The following is a 20,090-nucleotide window of genomic DNA, read 5'->3' on the forward strand; positions in this document are numbered from 1 at the left end:
CCCAAGCCTTTAAAAAATTAATGTTTATTATCGAAATGAATGCCTTCCCAATACACGTTATTATTCATAATAGTCTCTGGCATTAATTCTACATCTTTAAGTGCGAATTCTTTGAACTTTTCAAAGCCTACGCGATCAATAATGTAACCAATGTGCTCTTTTCTAGCTGGAGCGTTTGGTGAAATATATTCTTCAACGAACTTATATGTATTCTTGATAATCTTAACAATATTTTCTTCATCAGCCCATACAAGGAAGTCCTTACCAAGTCTAGGATTCTTCTTACCTGTACGTCCCATGATTGTAAGCTTATAGTACTTCTTTTCAGATCTTGTCCAAGCTCTTGTAGGACACTTTGTAACACAAACACCACAACCAATACATTTTTCAGTATCTCTTACAATCTTGTAGTTTTCCATACGAAGTGCTGAAACTGATAAAGATGTACAACCCTTAACACAAGCGTTACAGCTAATACATCTATCAGGATCATATTGTGGCATTGTCATACCAATAATACCGAAATCGTGCATACGAACCTTAGCGCAGTCGTTAGCACATCCTGTACATGCAACCTTAAAGTGAAGGTCGTTAGGGAAGATTTCCTTATCGATTCTTCTTGCAAGCTCTGATGTATTATAGTTAGCAAATGGACATACATTATTACCGATACATGCAGATACATTTCTTGTACCTGATGCTGAATATCCATTAGCATTGTCCTTATCTTCTGGATTCTGATTAATTCCTACCTTCTCAATAATTGGCTGAAGTAATTCATTAACCTTGTCCATATCTTCAAGATGAATACCTTCAATTTCAAAACCCTGACGAGTTGTTAAATGAACATATCCATTACCATATTCTCTAGCAATTTTTTGTACCATACCAAGTACTTCGGCATCTAGATAACCACCTGGAACTCTAATTCTAGAAGCTCCTATACCACGCTCTTTACTAATACGCCATGCATGTTTTTTGGCTTTTTTTGTATTTATATCAAGACTCATAGAAACCTCCTTAATCAAATAATTCCTTAGCTTCAGTGTAATTAAATACTGGTCCATCTAAGCAGACATACTTGTCATCCATCTTACAGTGACCACATTTGCCAACACCACAGCACATCTTTCTTTCATATGAAGTCCAAATCTGCTCATCTTCTATACCAAGCTTTTTAATTTCCTGGATTGTAAACTTAATCATAATTGGAGGGCCAACACAGATAAATACTGCATTCTTAGGATCTTTAAACTTAAGGTCTGGAATATATTTAGTAACCATTCCCACAGGACCTTCATAACCCTCTGGCGCTGCATCTACAGTCTTAATTACATTAATTGTTTTAGACCATCTTTCAAAATCTGCCTTAAATAAAACATCTTCAGGGCTCTTAAAGCCTGCAATAAGTGTTGTTGAAATCGCATCTTTAGGATTAGCTGCAAAATACTGAATAACACCTCTCATTGGAGATACACCAGTACCACCACCAATAATTACGACTTCCTTACCCTTAAAGTTATCAATATCAAAACCGTTACCATATGGTCCACGAATAAGTAACTTATCACCAACATAGTTTTCAAAAACTTCATCAGTAACCTTACCAACTCTTCGAATTGTAAAATCTACTAAGCCATCAGCAATACCACTTACTGAAATTGGAGCTTCACCATACTTTGGAATTGAAATTTCAAAGAACTGTCCTGGCTTAACATCACCATCAAATTCCATACGGAAAGTATATTCTAAATTAGTATGTTTAATTACTTCTTTTATCTCAGAAGGAAATGGAACGTATTCGTTTTTCATATTAACCTTCCTCCTTTGCTAATCTATTAAGAATTGCTGCATGTGAAATGTATTCAGGACAGACGTCATCACATCTACCACAACCTACACACATTGAGTAGCCAAATCTCTTTTCAAAATCGTAATGCTTATGCATAACCTTAAATCTTATACGGTCAGCCTGGCTCTTTCTAAATTCGAAACCACCAGCAATCTGTGAATAGCCATCAATCTGACATGATGCCCAAACTCTTCTTCTTTCACCAACCTTAGGATTATCCTTATAGAAGATATCCTGCATTGTAAAGCATGTACATGTTGGACAGACGAAATTACATCTTCCACAGCCAATACATCTAGAACCATATTCTTCCCAAATAGGATTATCCTTAGTAGCCTTTGAAAGATTCTTAGGAATTGAAACCTTCTGCTTATTTTCTGTTACATAATCAGGTGTAACATCTAACTTGCTCTCTTCATTAAAGATGGCAACAAAATCTTCATTCTTAGCATCTACTAATGCCTTGTCTCCATCTAGCTTTAAATATAAGTCGTAATCGTCAGCCTTATTAGTTCCCATAGCAACACAGTAACCTGAATCGCAAGAGTGCTCACAACCCATTAAACAAAACTTAGCTCTTGCTCTTACTCTCTGGTAATAAAAATCGCCAAATTTATTATCAAGGTAAATCTGATCTAGTCTTTTAAGTGCATGCATATCACATGCTCTAAGGAAAATTAATAGGTCCTTAGTTGGTCCCTTTGGAACAGTAGTTTCATCTTCTGTAAAGTAGAAAAGAGTTTCGTTAATTGATAATAAAGCCTCTTTAAATGAATAATCGGATTTCTTATTCCATTCGATTTCATCAAGACTTGTAACCTTATCATAGCGAACAACGTCTACTTCTGAAAATGTACCGTCTCCTTTTTTTACTACAGGTGCATAAATATCATGTGTTTCCTGTAATGTCTTAAATATGGATTCCATCTTTTCTTTAGATAATTGATAACCCATAACACATCTCCTTTCCTTTACAAAAAGTGAATTTTATTTACAGATTGTTTTTTATTTAACAATCTTAATGACAAAGTTTTCCCAGTCCCTTTTTCTTAAAAAAATAAAAAACAAATTAAAAACCGGTCATACTTGATAATAATTATCAATTATAGCCGGTTTAAAATCTGTGATATATGTCACACTTTATTCATTTTTGTTAAAAAATAATCAAAATTCGTCATATTTTTGGTAAATTTATACTATGCTTTTTAAATTATTCATATCTACAACAGTAAGAACACCCTTTTCGTGCTTTATTATTTTTTCTTTTTTTAATCTAGAAATTATTCTCGATACAGTTTCCCTTTTAGCCCCTACCATATTAGCTAAAAGTGTTACTGTCACTTCAAATTTTATTCTTCTTCCACATTCCACATCTTTACCATAGTCTCTTGCAAGTTTCCACAACCTTGCTGCAAGTCTTTTCTCAATTGGGAAAGTTCCGTTAGAATTACCTGTTTGTCTATATAATCTTCTTAGTTTATGAGCTAGAGAATTATATACAATTCTAAAGGCTTCATAGTCCTTAGTAAAATACTTATCTAAGTCCTTAACATAAATTTTAAGTAAGCTTACTTCACTTAGTGTTTTAGCTGCAATTGATGTTTTATCATCTTGCATGCATACCTCGTTAATAATTTCTCCTTCAGTGCATATAAATATAACTCTTTCATCCCCATATCTAGAATTTCTGTATAGGGACACATAACCCTCAACGATTATGTACATATACTCTATTTTATCTCTTTCAATAAAGAGCACTTCGCCCTTGTCCATATTTATAAGCTTTCCCAATTTAAAAAGATTATCTCTACTTTCTTTAGATAGCTTATTTAGGACATTTCTTGATTTTACCTTACTGTTCATAGACTAAATATCTAATCCTTTCGACTATTAGCTTTTATACAATTTAATTTTTCCATTAACTATATTACTAAGTATTCTGTTTCTCCATCAACTTCTACACTTTTTATCTTACAATCAAAGACTTCTTCTATAACGCCTGAATCTATGCAGGCTTTAGGGCTATTGCAGGCCACAACTTTTCTATCTTTCATAACAACAATTTCATCTGCAAGTTTAAGAGCATGACCTATATCATGCATTACAATAACCACTGTCTTTCCTTTTTTTGCAAGATCTCTAATAAGCCTATAGATATCTCTTTTACTAGCAAAATCCAGGAAATTCATAGGTTCGTCCATAACCATATAAGGGCTATTTTGAGCTAGCTGCATACTTAAAAAGACACGCTGCTGTAAACCTCCTGATAATTCATTTAGCATTTTGTCTTTATAATCTAAAAGATTAGTGTATTCTAGAGCTCCCATAATGGCCGACTTATCCTCTTTACTCATTTTTCTTGTAAAACCCATATAAGAAAATCTACCATGCTCCACTAATTTCTTTACTGAAATATTCAAGTTATTATCCCTAAACTGAGGCATAAATGAGAGCCTTTTCGCTCTTTGTCTAAAGCCTAATAACAAGAAATCTTCATCATTAAGAAGTATTTTTCCTGAAGTCACCTTACTCATACCATTAAGAGTCTGTAAAAGAGTAGTTTTACCACAACCATTAGGTCCAATAATAGCTGTAATCTTTCCCTCTTTAAAAGAAACAGAAATATCCTTTAAGATTGGAGTTTTTGAGACTTCCACACTAACATTACAAAACTTAAGCATTAAGTCTTCTACCTCCTTTTCTCATGAGTAAATATAGAAAAAATGGGCCTCCTGCAAGGGACAATAAAATTCCTACTGCTAATTCATATGGTGCAAATATAACTCGTCCCAAAAGATCAGCGACTACTACAAGTAAAGATGCAATAAGCATTGATGATGGAACTAAAATTTTGGCATCATTTCCAAAAATGCTTCTAGCTATATGAGGCACAATTAAGCCCACAAAGCCTATTAAGCCTGCAAAACTTACAACTAGGCCTGCTAAAAAACTGGCAATAATTACAAAAATCATTCTAAATAAGTTTACTCTAAGGCCAACCGAGTAAGCTACACCATCTCCTAAAGCTAAGATATTTAGAGCCTTAGAAAGAATGATTGTAATTATAATTGCTATGGAAATTCCTATAGCAGGTAAAAAAAGAGCATCCATTGTAACTCCAGCTAGAGAGCCTACTAGAAAATTAGTTGCATTTACATTAACATCTGAATCTAAAACTTTAATTACGCTCATACCCGCTGATAAAAAGCTAGAAATTGTAATACCCGCCAAAACAATAGTGATTCTTGACTTTTCTGTAATATAAGCCAAGGTTAGTATTACAAGAGATGTTACAAATGCACCAATAAAAGCCATCATTGGTTTTAAAAATAGGTTATTAGGTGCAATTATCATAGAAAGCATTACAAAAAAGCCTGCACCTGAATTAACACCTATGGTATTAGGACTTGCTAGGGCATTGTTCATTACACTTTGCAGAATGACCCCTGCTATTCCTAAACCAGCGCCTGCAAGAATTCCTCCAAGCACTCTTGGTAAACGCACCGACCAAATTATTACAGCCATCTTAGAACTTGTATCCCTAAAAGACAAAACATTTAAAAGATCCTTTAAGGGAATGTTTACACTACCATAAACTAATCCAAGTATGGAAAAGATAACTAGTAAAATAAATACAAAAATAAGAATACTTTTTTTACAAAAATTATTTTTTATCATAGTCCAGTCCTATCTAATAATTCGTTGGCTAGATCAATTAAATACTTACGTCTTTTGCCTGAATCTGGCATTGTTTCTTTAGCAACTATTCTAGCCTCTGCTAATTGATCTAGGATTTCTTCAATATCACTAGGAATTGATTCTTCTATTTTCTTTCTAAGTCTTATGGCTACCTGAGGTCCTGCTCCACTTGTAGATACCCCCACAACAAGCTTTCCCTTTTTCATAACCGATGGGAAAATAAAATCACACATATCCGGCACATCTACCACATTTACAAGAAGATTTAGCTTCCTAGCATCACTATATACTATCTCATTAAGCTTAGTATTGTCCGTGGCAGCTACCACGTAATCCGCCTTTTCTAGAATTTCTTTATAATACTTTCCTTCAATAAGCTCCATTCTATCTGCATATTTTTTAATTTCATCAGATATTCTATCTGCTATTAAAGTGATTTTTGCGTCAAATGCTAACAACCTTTCCACTTTTTCTAAAGCAATGTTTCCACCGCCAATTATAAGTCCATGTAGATTTGTTACATCCACAAAAAACGGAAAATAAGCCATAGTCAATTCCTTTCCCTTTTAGTTTTTAGGATAAATAATATCTGCTAGTTTCTTGTATGCCTCACCCCATTTTGCATTTGGTTTAGAGTTATATAACATCTTATCTAAAACATAATAGTTATTATTCTTAACAGCTGTAAGTAAATTCCATGCTGGATTACTAATTAAAAGCTTGTTTACATTTTCTAGGGCCTTATCTACATCGCTACCCTGGACTGTAACAAAGATATAATCTGGATCTTCAAGTAAAATAGCCTCCATACTTAAGTCTTCTAAACTCTTATTAGAATCTGCAATATTAACTGTATCTAAATCCTTTAAAATCTCGCCACCAACTGTACCAGTACTTGTTTTAACCTTAACTGAAGAAGCTGCTGCTCGTATAAATAAAACCTTTGGCTTTCTGCCATCAATCTGACTTTTAGCTGCTTCAATCTGATTACTAACATCTGTTACATTTTGCTTATATAAGTCATCTCTTTTTGTAATAGTTGTAAAAATCTCCATTGTTTTTGAGTAATCATCAAAATTATCTACATTAAAATAGGCAACTATTATACCTGCATTCTCTAATGTTTCCTTAATTTCAACCTGACCATCTAACTTGCTTGATGCAATTACTAAATCTGGCTCTAAATTAATAATAGTTTCCACATCTGGATGTAAATTACTACCTGTATTAGCCACAGATTCATCAAAGACAAAGTCATAACTTGTAAATGTATCGCTAGCTGTACCAACAACGCTTCCGCCTGCTGCCATCCACTCATCGCAAAAACTTCCAAGTAGGGTAACAACTCTATCAGCCTTTGAAACTGTAAGCTCACGACCTAGGGAGTCAGTAAATGTCACACCTTCCTGATTTTGTGTTAAATTAATATCCTGCTTATTATTCTTTTTTTCTGTCTTTGAACAGGCAGCAAAAGTCACTGCTAGACATAAAATTAGAGATAAAACTATCTTTCTCTTCATAATACTCCTTTTCAATTCTCTCTGATATTTTATATAATTTTAACACTTTAAATAGCTTATGTAAATATTAGCACCGTCTGGTGAGTTTCCCATAAACACTAGCTTTAAGGCCTATATTCCAATAAAATTTATAATAAACAAGTGTGATTTAAGTCATAGAGTCTTAACACTTTAGTTTGGTAAAGTTTATATTTATTTTAGAATTTAATAGAAGTCAATAAAAAAAGCCATGTAAACATTTGTTACATGGCTAAAATAAGTCTTCTTACTACACTTCGTAGTTCTAATTTTTATAAAGCGTTACTTATATATGTCCCATTGCTTTCAGTTAGAATATAGCATGTTCCAGAATTTATTCCCACGCCATATGTTCCTACTACTTTATTGCTTGTCTTATCCTTTAATTGGAACACATACATTGACATTTGATCTATCATTGATGTTGATACATAGCTTATTTCCGCTTTATTATTATTTGCTAAAGTTGTATTATTCAACATTACTCCATTAGTTTTTAATTTTTCTTGTAATAATGTCTGACTCTCTTGTCGTGTATATGTTACTGTAGCTGTAATTATGTAATTTCTTTTGGTTACCTGACTTATTTGATCATGATCCCCTACTATAATTGCAGATACTATTATATTTCCAACTGGTAACACCACTTCATCTACATATTCTTGACTTTGTGATGTTGGTGTTGTTCCGTCTAGCGTATAATATGCCTTTGCACCTTCTGGTATATTGGTTATTGCAAATACCTGCCCCTGTGTATATGTTCCTGACGCTGGACTTATATTAGGTGCTGACGGTTTAGTATAAACCAACACATACTCACCTTCAAATTCATCACTATAAACCCCAACATTATTAACTGCTATTGCACGTATTTTTGTTGTTCCATTGTTTAGTTTTATTGGGTCTTCATAAACTGTACTTTGTGTTGTTGGTTTAGTTCCATCAAGTGTATAATATATCACTATATTATCTTCTTCTGTAAATGTAACTTCTATATCTTCATTATAACTTCCGGCACTCTTATTTGGCACTGGTGCATTAACCATATATTCTTCGATATACTTCTCGCTTGATGTGTCTTTATAGGTATTTATTAACTGTGTTAATTCCTCTCCCATATTTTCATCATAATACAACTTTGCCAAAGCTTTTATAGCATCCTTATAATCACTATCATATGTTAAAATATCCTTTAATATCTCAATAGCACTATCGTAATCTTTTGTCTTATAATAGCACTGATACAATGTCATTTTTAATTCAAGATCTTTTTTACCTTGACTTGTAAGGCTTGCTTTTTTTAGATAGTCTATTGCATCTACATACTTACCTTGGTCATATAAATTCATACCTGTTTTCTCATTATATGAATAACCAGATTTCACACTTTTATTACTTGTAACTGCTACAACTATCATAACTACTATTAAAGCAACAACCGCTACTGAAATTGCTATAATCGTATAAAGTGTTTTTTTGTCCATTTTTTTCTTAGCATTTTTGCCGCTAGTTACATAAATATCTTCTTTTGTAGCTTCATCTTTATCCTTTATATCATCATCTATTACATCATTAATATTAGGGCTTACAATTTTCTCGTCTCCATCTATATAAGCTCTAGCAACTAAGGTTTCCCTAGCAACCATTTTTTTAATTGATTTCTCTATTTCATCTTCTATGTTTATATCCTGATTTTTTGTTGTGTTCTCATCATTAACTTTATTATTTCTTTCATTAATCAGTTTATTTATCTCATTAGTATCTACTGTCTTTGTTTCTTGGGCAATATCTACTTCTTCTCTTACTCTTTTATTGTCTATAACTAATGTCTTAGCATTATCAATATTTCCATCCCTATTTATGCCTCTTGTCATACGCATTCCTCCAATGTATTTAACTTTTTAAGTTTAGCATAAAACCTGACTTTGCGCAACCATATGCCTTTGAAACATTGAATGAAATGTAGGATGAAACATGGGATATTGGATAATTGTTTATATTAATGGCAGGAGATTAATTTGCAGCCGGTGATTTATTATAACCGGCGATTTTCATCTAGATTTAACAACTTTACAGAAATTTGTTTACTTAGGATTGTTTTTCTGTAATGTCTTTCTTCACTTTTTTATCTAGATCGTAGCATTTACAGAAAATTCGCTCATTTTGAATTATTTTCTGTAACGCTTTCTTTTTCTTTTGAATTTGAAATTTGATAATTACAGAAATTTAGAGTTTTTACATCTATTTTACCGTAGCACTTCCTTCTCTAAAATTTCTTTGATTTTTTAATTTACGGTAATTTCATCTCTTATCCTATGTTTTACCGTAACGCCCTCTCTCCAATAATTTCTTTAACTTTTTACCTTACGGGAATTTCTTCTCTTATCTTACTATTTTACCGTAACACCTACTCTCCAATAATTTCTTTAACTTTTTACCTTACGGGAATTTCTTCTCTTATCCCACGTTTTACCGTAATCCCCTCTTCCCAAGAATAAATTTCCAAGAATCACTCCCAGAATCACTCCCAGAATTATTCCCAAGAATCACTCCATAAATTACTTCCATGCCTTAACCAAAGTTTATGAGGCAATTAATCCCTTATAAGTCTTATTTGCTGGTATCGCAGCAAATAAAAAAAAGGAGATGCGTGTGCAGGCATCTCCTAAAAAATAAAAATATGAGGGGGAGATAGAAAGAATTAACTTTGCTATCTGTAATTATATTAGATTTAAAATGTGTTCAAATTGTGACCATTAAATAAAGTAACAATGAACTATATAAAATTTATGACCGCAAACACTGTAATAATCACCTAATGACCGCAAACACTGTAATAATCACCTAATGACCACAAACACTGTAATAATCAGCTATCTAAAGTTTGTAACTCGTACTACGCAAGACATTGTCTTATTGTCTACAATTGCTTTAATTGTACATGTTCCTGCCATTCTAGCTACTATGGTTCCATCTTCTTTAACTGTAGCTACTCTTGGATTTGTACTTCTAAATACTACTGGATTGTTCTCATCATTTCCAATTACCGTTAAATAGTAGCTATCATACTGTTCTAGGGTTATTCCTGTTGAGCTTAATGCAAGGGAATGTACCTTACATGTAGCTTCAACTGAACTATTATTACTTAAAACATAAACATCTGCTGTTCCTGGTCCTACTGTTGTTATTACACCTTGTTGGTTAACAGTTACAATGCCTGTATCTGAAGAATACCAAGTATAAGAATCTGTGTTAGTTACAGGACGTACTATAACTGATAACTGTCTTGATTTACCATTAAGCATATAAATGCTTGATGAATTAATTCTTAGGGATGATATATTAATTGGTGACGTTACATATACCCACGCTACACCCTTTACGTTATTTCCATCTGTGGATGTTGCCGTTATTTTAACCTTGCCTGCGGCAATGCCCACAACTTCGCCTTGTTCATCTACTGTAGCAATATTAGGGTCTGATGATGTCCAGGTAACATTTCTTACTGTAGCGTTATCAGGTGTAATATTAGCTGTTAACATTACAGAATCTCCAATAAGTATTCTTGATGAGCTAGGTGTTACACTAATTCCTGATACTGGATTTACAACATGAACAACACAAGTTGCATAAACAGAGCTTCCATCCACTGCTGTTGCTGTTATAACAACATTTCCTGGACTAATTCCTGTTAAGTTTCCTTTATTATCTACGCTACAAACCCCGCCATCCGAACTTTCAAAGCTGACATTTTTGTTAGTTGCCGTTTCCTTACCAACTGTGGCATTTAGCTTAGCTTTGCCACCAACATTTAAAAACATCTCCTGTTGATCTAGGGATACACTTGATACATATTCAAAAACCACAATATTACATGCTGCAGTTAACTGGCATTCTTCTGTTGTTACCTCAATTACACAGTTACCACCTGAAACTGCTGTTACAACACCTCTTTCATCAACTGTTGCAACAGATTCATCGCTTGAAATATATGTTACATTTTTATTTTCTGCATCTAATGGCTCAATTGTAGGTATAATTGCATATTTTGAGCCCACCCACAATTCTTGGTATGTGGAATTTAAGCTAATTCCTGTTACAGGCTGGGTTACAGTAACTTTACATGTTGCATATAGACCTGTGTCATCATTTGTACATGTAATGGTTATTGCTGCCCCATCTGAACTTTCAACAGCTGTTACCATGCCATTAGCATCTACAGTTACTATATTAGAATTACTACTTGTCCATGTAAGAGTCTTATTATCAGCGTTTTCTGGTTGCACAGTTGCATATAGCCAAAAAACTTGTCCTTTTCTTACCGTAATTTCAGTTGTTGTAAGAGATAGGGATGTAATAGGTTGTTTTACATAAATCGCGCAAGTTTCAACTATAGCTGTACCATCAGTTGTCTGACAAAGAATTGTAGTTGTTCCACTAGAAACTGCTGTTACAACGCCTTTTTCATCAACTGTTGCAACCTTTGGATTAGTTGACTGCCATGCCACTTCCCTATTTGTTGCAGTTGCTGGTAAAACTGTTGCTGAAATAGTTAATGTCTGACCTATAGACATAATTTCATCTGTATGATTAAGAGTTACTGAATCAACCGGTACTGCAATTGTAAAATTACACATAGCAAGATATCCGCCTTCATCCGTCTTACATACAATTGTTACATTTCCTGATGACACAAAGCTTACTAAACCGTTCTCGTCAACAGTTGCAACACTTGGATTTGATGATGTCCAAGTTACTGTTCTTTTTACACCATCTGTAGAATCTGGTGTAACTGTTGCAACTAACTGATACTGACCTACAGAAAGGTTTGTTGAAACGTTACTTGCATTAAGGGTAACACCTGTTACAGCCACGGTTACATTTACAGTACAGCTGGCCATATAAAGGCCATCCTGGGATATTACAGAAATAGTTGCTGTTCCTCCCTTAACACCGGTAATGTCTGCTGTATAGCTTGTTCCATTTACTGTAGCAACGCTACTATCTGAAGTAAACCAAAAAACTGTATTGTTAGTAGGACTTTGTGGTGTAAATGATAATTGTACAGTTTTTGTTGTTCCTATTGGTATATCTATTACTCCTGGAGTAATGCTAATTCCTTCTACTGGTGTTGTTACAAAAACAATACAAGTATCAGATTTAATTACTCCATTTATATTCTGAGTTACTTTAATGTGGGCCGTACCTGCTGCCACACCTGTTACTGTTAAGGTCACCCCATCATCTGCCTGAACAACGCTTACTATATCCCCTGTAGGCACAATTCCTGCATCATTTGGCTGATTTGTTATGGTAAAAGTTATATCATCCTTTGAAACAGCGTTAGTAACTAAGGCCTTTAATTCAAAAGAATCACCCACATTTATTGTATTTGATGTGGTACTAAGGCCAAAATCATCTATTACTGTAATTGTGTACATTAACTGATATGTCTGATTATAAGTTGTATATAATTCGTCTTGTGTTCTTGTTGCATAAACTATTGCTGTTCCTGCACCTGTTGCAGTTACTAATCCTGTTTGTGCATCTACTTGTAAAACTTCCGTATTTGATGTTGACCATGTTACTTCACTTTCCAAGCCTGAAGTCTCTAATTGAAGTTGATCATCAACATTTAATGTGGTAATATTTTTTCCTAACTTTTTAAAAGGAACTACAATATTTACCGTGTCATATGTAAGCCACGTAGCATTTCCATTTACATCATAAACAGTTACCCCAGCAGAAAGCTTTGTAACACCAGCCTTATTTCCCTTTACAGAACCTGCCGTAGTAGTTGCTATATTGCTGTCCTCAACTTTATAATCCACTCCAGAATTTGATGGATACATTACATTTGAAGGAATTGTCTCATATGTAAAATCACTAAATTCCGAATCATCTAAAACCAAATATTTTTGTCCTGATGCAAGGCTTTCTATATAATGTCCCTGCTCATTCGCATAGGCTGCCCCTTCATTAAATTTAACTTCGCCTACAATGTTAAATTTTTTAGATAGGCTATCCACTCCATCCCCATCTGTGGTTCTTGCTGTAAGTTCTGTTTTTCCACCACCTGTTACCTTTAGGGTGGCAGAGTTATATGTTGATGAAACCATTTCCAAAATTCCATCACTTGTTACATTACCTGATGTGTCATTTGTTGTTGATAAAAATAAAGGATTATCTATTGATGTATTTGCTCTAATTGTTACGATATCACCTATTTTGTAAAAATCCTCATTTGTAACATCTTCTCCATTTCTTGTTACAAGCATGGTTACATCTATAGGCACATAAAGATTAGCTGAGGCTGACTTTATAATATCGTCAGTCGCAACTCCACCTACTTCGTTATATGTTTTTGAATGATAAGAAACTGTTATTCTGCATGCTCCTGCATTGCGACCATAAAGTGTTGGACGTATTGTTCCTGTTACTCCCTCTGTGTAATTTCCTGTATCATCTATAAAACAGACTGTACTTGCATTTGTTGTTGTCCACTCTAGCCTTTTTATGCTTGCCTGTCCATTAAGTGACGGGTCATCCACATCTATGTAATTATCATCTGTTCCACTAAAGGATGATGTATAAACTGCCGATGTTTGTGTACCCATAGCAAGGGATAATTCCTTAACATTTAATTCTAGGGTTACACTTGTATCACCAATTGCAACAAAAATAATACCTGCCACTATAAGTACAGATAGCATTGCACCAAGCATAACCTTCCATTTCATTTTTAATCTCATAAATTTCTTCATATGCCCCTCCTAATAAGATTTATAAATCCTCATCTATAAAAAACCAAAATTAGGCTTATATTTTCACTTCAAAAATGTTATCGGCATATGCATATGAAAAGTTTAGTTAAAAATAATCGAGTAGGAGGAATTTCTCACAAGTGAGAAATTCCTCCTACTCGATTAGTGTGATTGCAATAATCAGCTGGCTTTGAAGTTGATTTTAAAGGCTGATTCTTTTGAAAATTCAAAGTGTTAGTTAAAGTGAACCCCATGTCAAGGACACAGGTAAATGACTAAAAAAAGAGGATTACCTGTAACAGTCCTGAAAATCCCGGAGAAAAACAAAAAATAAGGCCGAAACAAGCCCGAACTCCCCGGGGGAGAAACAGAAAAAAGGCCGTAACAAGCCGGGCAAGAAGAAAAGCCACAAACACACCCCCCGTTGATGCTATATCAACGGGGGTATATATCTTTAAAAAGCATGCTTAAAAGCGAAGTCTTCTCATTAAGTCAGGGACAACTATTAAAATCAAAATGTTTTGTTAAATCTATGATTCGCTTGTAATGTCTTCAAAAAATATTTTAGATGGATAGAGTATTATGATTCCTATAATTCCATATAAAATAGGGTTTAAAGACATTGCTATATTATCTATTAAAACACCATCTACATGCATGATATCAATAAGTGAAAGTAAAGAATATAGTATGCCTGATAATAACCATATGGTCATTGTGTGTTTTATTGATTTTAGTTTTAAATTTCTATTATCCTTTGTATTTACAAGACTATTAAAGAAATAATTTAAATCGCCGGTTAATAATTGTAGACAGAGTGTAGTTACTAACATAAATGCAATGGCGACGATATTAATGTATTGTAAAAAGGTAGTTTGAGAATCCATAAAAATGATATTGGTAATAATTATTAGTATTAAAAATACAACTGGGTAAATGAATCTATTTATTGATTTCATAGCTGTTACCTCCTAATCTGTAATTTTTGTACAAACTCTTAATACAAAATTTGATTTTCCAACTGGACGTGCAGTAATTTGTAAAACAAATGAATTGGCTGTACGGCCAGCGTTTCTTGCATCGTAAAAGGAGGTTCCAAAATTTGCAGCAGAGTGCCATGTTGTATTTAAAAAGCGTGGACCAGTTCCATATGCGTAACTATTATATTCAACATTTCCAGTACATGTTCCAGATACAGATTTAAGAATATTATTTGTTCCTACTACATCTATCCAATTAATAGTACCAGTTAATGTTACACCATTGTTTTGTTTTTTATCAGATGATGATTTTGTTGTGGAAGCTTTAATTTTAATTGATGAAATATTATCATCTTTCATGGAATAATCGACATCAATAAGTCCGTCTATAGGTCGTTCATTTCCATATTTATCAATTTCATATAAAGTAGAAATTATTTGATAATTATCAATATTTTCAATTTCAATGTAATTTGTATTATCTGTATCTTCTTGACTTAATGCTTCTTGTGCATATATTGTGTTAGTTAATGATAAAACAATAAAAAAAGAAATAATGCAAAGACTTATTTTCTTCATAAAATACCTCCTTATAATCCTCATAAACTATTCATTGGTTCAAATGTAGTTATGATTTATTAATTATGAAATTTTAAATCATCCCCTTTGCAATGTTAATAAATTAACAATGTCCTTATACTAATATTATATCATTTTGCAATATTAATACAACACTTTATATATTTAAGCTCAATAAAATACATAGAATAGAATACTTTATATATTTAACAGGGAAGCGATGACCTTCATCTCTTCCCTGTTTTTTTCGCGCCATGGGCGCACAAAAAAGGAGGTAAATGAAAACCATTTACCTCCTGAAATTGCAATAATACGTGATTTCAACAACTCTAGAACCTCTCGCATTATAGTGCCTCCGGCAAGCTCGAGGCTACATTGAAATCACTATGTGATTTCAACAATTATCTCTGTACTCTTGCGCCAGCGCCACCCATGATAGCTTCAACTTCCTTCTTAGAAGCCATTGTTGTATCACCAGGTGTTGTCATAGCTAATGCACCGTGAGCTGCACCGTAGTTAACAGCTGTTTCTGCATCGCCTGTTGTCATAAGACCATAGATAAGACCTGAAGCGAATGAATCACCGCCACCAACTCTATCCATGATTTCAAGACCGTCATACTGCTTAGCCTTGTAGATTTCTCCACCAGCCCAGCAAAGTGCTGACCAATCGTTAACTGTAGCTGTCTTAACTGTTCTAAGTGTTGTAGCTACTGCCTTGAAGTTAGGATATGTCTTAACTGCTTCGTTGATCATCTTCTTGTAACCTTCGATGTTAAGAGACTTAAGGTTAGCATCGTTACCTTCGATTTCGAAACCTAAGCAAGCTGTGAAGTCTTCTTCGTTACCGATCATAACATCAACATACTTAGCGATTTCCTTATTAACTTCCTGAGCCTTCTCTAAGCCACCGATAGCTGACCACATAGATGGACGGTAGTTAAGATCGTAAGATACGATTGTACCATACTTCTTAGCTGTCTTGATTGCAGCAAGAACAGTTTCACATGACTGCTCTGATAATGCAGCATAGATACCGCCTGTATGTAACCAACGAACACCAAGTGTACCAAAGATATAATCAAAATCAAAATCTTCTGGCTTAGCCTGTGAAATAGCTGTGTTAGCTCTATCTGAACAACCTACAGCACCACGGATACCAAATCCTCTTTCTGTAAAGTTGATACCATTACGGCAAAGACGACCGATACCATCAGTCTTCTTCCAGCAAATAAGTGATGTATCAACGCCACCCTGAAGGATGAAGTCTTCCATTAACTTACCTACTTCATTATCTGCAAATGCTGTTAATACAGCAGTCTTAAGGCCAAAACATCTACGAAGACCACGAACTACGTTGTATTCTCCGCCGCCTTCCCATGCTCTAAAGTTTCTTGCTGTACGGATACGGCCTTCACCTGGATCAAGACGAAGCATTACTTCACCTAATGAAACAGCGTCAAAAGCACATTCCTCAGCTGGTCTTAAATTAAGTTCCATTTTAAGTTACCTCCCAAAGATTTATAAATACTATAAAATTCTACCACAAACTAATTTAATAATCTATAGCTTTTTTGCAATTTATGAACAGTGTATTAAGAATATAAATACAAAATGTTAATTTTTTAGCTTTATTATCCTATCTTTGTTTGACAAAAGACCGCATGAAACCTATAATTTATAAGGTTATAAAAAAATCATATTAGATAATTTTTTATTTATTTAAAGGAGGATTTTATGAATAAAGTTATTGAAGAACTTGGTCTTATTGGTATCGTTCCTGTTATTGCACTTGACGATGCTAAGGACGCAAAGCCACTTGCTAAGGCTTTAATCGATGGTGGACTTCCATGTGCAGAAGTTACATTTAGAACTGCTGCTGCAGAAGAATCTATTAGAATTATGGCTAGTGAATTCCCAGAAATGATCGTTGGTGCTGGTACAGTACTTACACCAGAACAGGCTGATAGAGCTATGAACGCTGGTGCTAAATTTATCGTTTCTCCAGGTCTTAACCCTAAGGTTGTTAAGCATTGTATAGATAAGGGATATCCTATTATCCCAGGTACAAGTAACCCTTCAGATGTTGAGGTTGCTATTGAACTTGGACTTGACGTTGTTAAGTTCTTCCCTGCTGAAGCTGCAGGCGGTCTTTCAATGATTAAGGCTATGTCAGCTCCATATACACAGGTTAAATTTATGCCTACAGGCGGAATTAATGCTTCTAACTTAAAGTCTTACTTAGACTTTAATAAGATTGTATGTTGTGGTGGTTCTTGGATGGTTAAGAAGGACTTAGTTGCTGCTGGTAACTTTGAAGAAATCACAAGACTTACACGTGAAGCTGTTGATACAATGCTTGATTTAAAAATTAAGCACGTTGGTGTTAATATGCAAAATGAAGAAGAAGCTTTTGCTCTTGCTGATACATTTAAGAAGTTATTTAACTTCGAGCCAAAGAACGGCAATAGCTCAATCTTCTCTGATACAGCATTTGAAATCATGAAAAAACCAGGACGTGGTACACATGGTCATATCGCTATCTCAACAAATTACATGGATAGAGCTGTTTACCACTTAGAAAAGAGAGGCTTCAAGTTTGAAGAAGCTAGCAAAGTTGTTAAGGATGGCGTATTTAAGGCTATCTATCTTGAAGGAGAATTTGCAGGTTACGCAATTCATTTAGCAACAAAGTAATTGCAATGTACCCGTAAGCCTAGCAAAGGCACTCTCATATAAGAGCTTTACTTCTTGTAGTTACTATTCGTAGTAAATAGCAAAATAAAAAGACTTGTGTTAAATGATATGTCCCTTTACTGAAACTTACATTGTCCAGTAAAAGAGGTACATATCAAAACACAAGTCTTTTTTTATTACAATTAAGTCACAAGCCTCAATGTCTTTCTTTTTTAAGCTGCCTTCTTAACACTTTCTTCATCTTCTGACTTTGTTTGAATCAATTTTTTAACACATGTTACTAATACTAATACGCCAAGTACAATAAGGAAAGCTGCTACAATAAGCTGTAAACCATTTACAAGGAAAGTTCCCTTTCCATTAACAAAGCTTTCAATATTTCCCTTTACATTTAAAATGATTGCGCTAAATGTTACTGCAAACATAATAAACATTGGTGGAAGTAACATCTTATGTTTTCTTCCTGTTGCCTTTAAGAATACTGCAATACCAATAAGTACTAGGGCAGCTAACATCTGATTTGCTGAACCAAATAAAGCCCATACATTTTCATAACCACCAAGGCAAAGTAAATAACCAAGTACAAGTGTAATAGCTGTTGCAAAATACTGGTTAGTGCAAATCTTTTCAAGCACTGACTTATTCTCATTCTCTGTCTGGAATAATTCCTGGAATGCCATACGTCCAATTCTTGCAACGGAATCAAGACTTGTAAGGGCTAGAGCTGAAACGCACATTGTCATAAATACATTAGCTACCGTATTAGGAATTCCAAATTTTTCAAGGAAGCCTGCAACACCAGCTGAGAAAATCTGGAATGGTGTAAGGCCTGCTGGAGCGCCACCGTTTACTGCTACTGCACCTACGATAATAAGTGAAATAACACCAAGTAATGTTTCAAGAATCATAGAACCATAACCTACAAATAACATATCCTTTTCATTAGATACTGTCTTTGAAGAAGTTCCTGATGATACAAGGCTATGGAAACCTGATACAGCGCCACAGGCAATAGTTACAAAAAGTGTAGGGAATAAATAGCTCATTGAACCTGTTGATGACTTAATAGCAAAGCCATTAAAGCTATTAAGATTCATACTAGGATGTGCAATAATTACGCCAACGAATGCTGATAGAACCATTGCTACTAACATAAATGTTGTAAGATAATCTCTTGGCTGCATAAGTAACCACATTGGCATAACTGCTGCCGCAAAAAGATATACCATAATTACTAAATTCCACTGACTTGCATTAAGGTAAATTGGTAACTGCATACCTACTGCAAACATTGCAACTACAAGTACAATTGCAATAACTGACTTTACTGCTTCTTGTCTTATTTTTACAAATTTATTAAAGATACCAAAGGCAATAGCTACAAAGATAAATAGCATTGAAATTGTAGCTGCAGAAGCACCGTTGAAGTTTTTAACAGTTCCTTCTGTAGTTGTCTTAAAACCATTAAATGTAGATGATACCATTGATGTAAATGCTGCAATTACAAGTAATGTAAAGAGCCATTCAAACAATGAGAAAAAGCGTCTGCCTAACTTACCAATGTATTTTTCAATAATAAGTCCAATTGACTTTCCTTCGTTTTTAACTGATGCATATAGGGCACCGAAATCTTGTACTGCACCAAAGAAAATTCCACCTACTAGTAGCCATATAAGTACTGGAACCCATCCAAACATAGCTGCAAGAATTGGGCCTTGCACAGGGCCTGCTCCTGCAATTGATGAAAATTGATGTGCAAAAACTGTTAATTTTGAAGATGGTACATAATCTTTTCCATCTTCATACTCATATGCAGGTGTTTTTTTCTTAGGGTCAATTCCCCACTTCTTTGCAAGGAATCTACCATAAAGAGTATAACCAAGCAAGAGAGCAACAACTGCAATAGCTAAAATTACTAGACTGTTCATATATATTTTCCTCCCTTATATTCTCCACTTCTATCTTTATGCAAGACACGTATT

Annotated in this window: 15 protein-coding genes; 1 reads left to right on the forward strand and 14 read right to left on the reverse strand. The window is 34.2% G+C overall.

Translation table 11 applies throughout. The features are described 5' to 3' along the window. Positions 1 to 17 precede the first annotated feature (17 nt). The 13 genes from asrC to T537_RS0102310 form a co-directional block, all read right to left on the reverse strand. Positions 18 to 1,010: a sulfite reductase subunit C gene (gene asrC, locus T537_RS0102245; protein ID WP_027438228.1), complete on the reverse strand. Its 993-nt coding sequence runs from the start codon at positions 1,008 to 1,010 to the stop codon at positions 18 to 20. Positions 1,011 to 1,020: 10 nt separating this feature from the next. Next, positions 1,021 to 1,812 (reverse strand): anaerobic sulfite reductase subunit AsrB, encoded by a 792-nt coding sequence (gene asrB / locus T537_RS0102250; RefSeq protein WP_027438229.1) that lies wholly within the window; start codon positions 1,810 to 1,812, stop codon positions 1,021 to 1,023. Position 1,813: 1 nt separating this feature from the next. Further along, the gene (gene asrA, locus T537_RS0102255; RefSeq protein ID WP_027438230.1) at positions 1,814 to 2,806 is read right to left on the reverse strand and encodes an anaerobic sulfite reductase subunit AsrA; all 993 of its coding nucleotides are present in this window, start codon (positions 2,804 to 2,806) and stop codon (positions 1,814 to 1,816) included. A 237-nt stretch (positions 2,807 to 3,043) separates the two neighbouring features. Beyond that, a complete protein-coding gene (locus T537_RS0102260) occupies positions 3,044 to 3,715 on the reverse strand; it encodes a Crp/Fnr family transcriptional regulator (protein WP_031556046.1) in 672 nt (223 codons plus the stop codon). Positions 3,716 to 3,774: 59 nt separating this feature from the next. Next, on the reverse strand, positions 3,775 to 4,533 hold the full coding sequence (locus T537_RS0102265) for an ABC transporter ATP-binding protein (RefSeq protein WP_031556048.1): 759 nt from the start codon (positions 4,531 to 4,533) through the stop codon (positions 3,775 to 3,777). Next, the gene (locus T537_RS0102270; protein ID WP_031556052.1) at positions 4,526 to 5,530 is read right to left on the reverse strand and encodes a FecCD family ABC transporter permease; all 1,005 of its coding nucleotides are present in this window, start codon (positions 5,528 to 5,530) and stop codon (positions 4,526 to 4,528) included. The genes T537_RS0102265 and T537_RS0102270 overlap by 8 nt, the downstream gene beginning before the upstream one ends. Then, a complete protein-coding gene (locus T537_RS0102275; RefSeq protein ID WP_051554984.1) occupies positions 5,527 to 6,099 on the reverse strand; it encodes a precorrin-2 dehydrogenase/sirohydrochlorin ferrochelatase family protein in 573 nt (190 codons plus the stop codon). The genes T537_RS0102270 and T537_RS0102275 overlap by 4 nt, the downstream gene beginning before the upstream one ends. Positions 6,100 to 6,117: 18 nt before the next feature. After that, positions 6,118 to 7,071: an ABC transporter substrate-binding protein gene (locus tag T537_RS0102280; RefSeq protein WP_031556058.1), complete on the reverse strand. Its 954-nt coding sequence runs from the start codon at positions 7,069 to 7,071 to the stop codon at positions 6,118 to 6,120. A 290-nt stretch (positions 7,072 to 7,361) separates the two neighbouring features. Continuing rightward, positions 7,362 to 8,963: a chitobiase/beta-hexosaminidase C-terminal domain-containing protein gene (locus T537_RS11915; RefSeq protein ID WP_027438235.1), complete on the reverse strand. Its 1,602-nt coding sequence runs from the start codon at positions 8,961 to 8,963 to the stop codon at positions 7,362 to 7,364. Between the two features lie 999 nt (positions 8,964 to 9,962). Then, positions 9,963 to 13,853, reverse strand: a complete 3,891-nt coding sequence (locus tag T537_RS12300) for an Ig-like domain-containing protein (protein ID WP_051637134.1) — start codon at positions 13,851 to 13,853, stop codon at positions 9,963 to 9,965. A 530-nt stretch (positions 13,854 to 14,383) separates the two neighbouring features. Further along, on the reverse strand, positions 14,384 to 14,812 hold the full coding sequence (locus T537_RS0102295; protein WP_031556063.1) for a hypothetical protein: 429 nt from the start codon (positions 14,810 to 14,812) through the stop codon (positions 14,384 to 14,386). A gap of 12 nt (positions 14,813 to 14,824) precedes the next feature. Then, the gene (locus T537_RS0102300; protein ID WP_031556066.1) at positions 14,825 to 15,412 is read right to left on the reverse strand and encodes a hypothetical protein; all 588 of its coding nucleotides are present in this window, start codon (positions 15,410 to 15,412) and stop codon (positions 14,825 to 14,827) included. A gap of 401 nt (positions 15,413 to 15,813) precedes the next feature. Next, positions 15,814 to 16,911, reverse strand: a complete 1,098-nt coding sequence (locus T537_RS0102310) for a sugar kinase (protein WP_027431800.1) — start codon at positions 16,909 to 16,911, stop codon at positions 15,814 to 15,816. 237 nt (positions 16,912 to 17,148) lie between these two features. On the opposite strand from T537_RS0102310, the gene T537_RS0102315 reads away from it, so the two are divergent. Beyond that, positions 17,149 to 18,108, forward strand: a complete 960-nt coding sequence (locus T537_RS0102315) for a bifunctional 4-hydroxy-2-oxoglutarate aldolase/2-dehydro-3-deoxy-phosphogluconate aldolase (protein ID WP_027438236.1) — start codon at positions 17,149 to 17,151, stop codon at positions 18,106 to 18,108. Between the two features lie 212 nt (positions 18,109 to 18,320). On the opposite strand, the gene T537_RS0102320 is transcribed toward T537_RS0102315, so the two are convergent. Next, positions 18,321 to 20,036, reverse strand: a complete 1,716-nt coding sequence (locus T537_RS0102320; RefSeq protein ID WP_031556072.1) for a carbon starvation CstA family protein — start codon at positions 20,034 to 20,036, stop codon at positions 18,321 to 18,323. Positions 20,037 to 20,090: the final 54 nt, after the last annotated feature.

Source organism: Lachnospira multipara LB2003 (assembly GCF_000702205.1).
In the GTDB taxonomy this organism is placed as follows: domain Bacteria; phylum Bacillota; class Clostridia; order Lachnospirales; family Lachnospiraceae; genus Lachnospira; species Lachnospira multipara_A.

What these genes read in the sequence shown, in the direction of transcription:
- asrC (WP_027438228.1), bottom strand. Translation starts at nt 1,010, where the DNA reads ATGAGTCTTGATATAAATACAAAAAAAGCCAAAAAACATGCATGGCGT.
- asrB (WP_027438229.1), bottom strand. Translation starts at nt 1,812, where the DNA reads ATGAAAAACGAATACGTTCCATTTCCTTCTGAGATAAAAGAAGTAATT.
- asrA (WP_027438230.1), bottom strand. Translation starts at nt 2,806, where the DNA reads ATGGGTTATCAATTATCTAAAGAAAAGATGGAATCCATATTTAAGACA.
- T537_RS0102260 (WP_031556046.1), bottom strand. Translation starts at nt 3,715, where the DNA reads ATGAACAGTAAGGTAAAATCAAGAAATGTCCTAAATAAGCTATCTAAA.
- T537_RS0102265 (WP_031556048.1), bottom strand. Translation starts at nt 4,533, where the DNA reads ATGCTTAAGTTTTGTAATGTTAGTGTGGAAGTCTCAAAAACTCCAATC.
- T537_RS0102270 (WP_031556052.1), bottom strand. Translation starts at nt 5,530, where the DNA reads ATGATAAAAAATAATTTTTGTAAAAAAAGTATTCTTATTTTTGTATTT.
- T537_RS0102275 (WP_051554984.1), bottom strand. Translation starts at nt 6,099, where the DNA reads ATGGCTTATTTTCCGTTTTTTGTGGATGTAACAAATCTACATGGACTT.
- T537_RS0102280 (WP_031556058.1), bottom strand. Translation starts at nt 7,071, where the DNA reads ATGAAGAGAAAGATAGTTTTATCTCTAATTTTATGTCTAGCAGTGACT.
- T537_RS11915 (WP_027438235.1), bottom strand. Translation starts at nt 8,963, where the DNA reads ATGACAAGAGGCATAAATAGGGATGGAAATATTGATAATGCTAAGACA.
- T537_RS12300 (WP_051637134.1), bottom strand. Translation starts at nt 13,853, where the DNA reads ATGAAGAAATTTATGAGATTAAAAATGAAATGGAAGGTTATGCTTGGT.
- T537_RS0102295 (WP_031556063.1), bottom strand. Translation starts at nt 14,812, where the DNA reads ATGAAATCAATAAATAGATTCATTTACCCAGTTGTATTTTTAATACTA.
- T537_RS0102300 (WP_031556066.1), bottom strand. Translation starts at nt 15,412, where the DNA reads ATGAAGAAAATAAGTCTTTGCATTATTTCTTTTTTTATTGTTTTATCA.
- T537_RS0102310 (WP_027431800.1), bottom strand. Translation starts at nt 16,911, where the DNA reads ATGGAACTTAATTTAAGACCAGCTGAGGAATGTGCTTTTGACGCTGTT.
- T537_RS0102315 (WP_027438236.1), top strand. Translation starts at nt 17,149, where the DNA reads ATGAATAAAGTTATTGAAGAACTTGGTCTTATTGGTATCGTTCCTGTT.
- T537_RS0102320 (WP_031556072.1), bottom strand. Translation starts at nt 20,036, where the DNA reads ATGAACAGTCTAGTAATTTTAGCTATTGCAGTTGTTGCTCTCTTGCTT.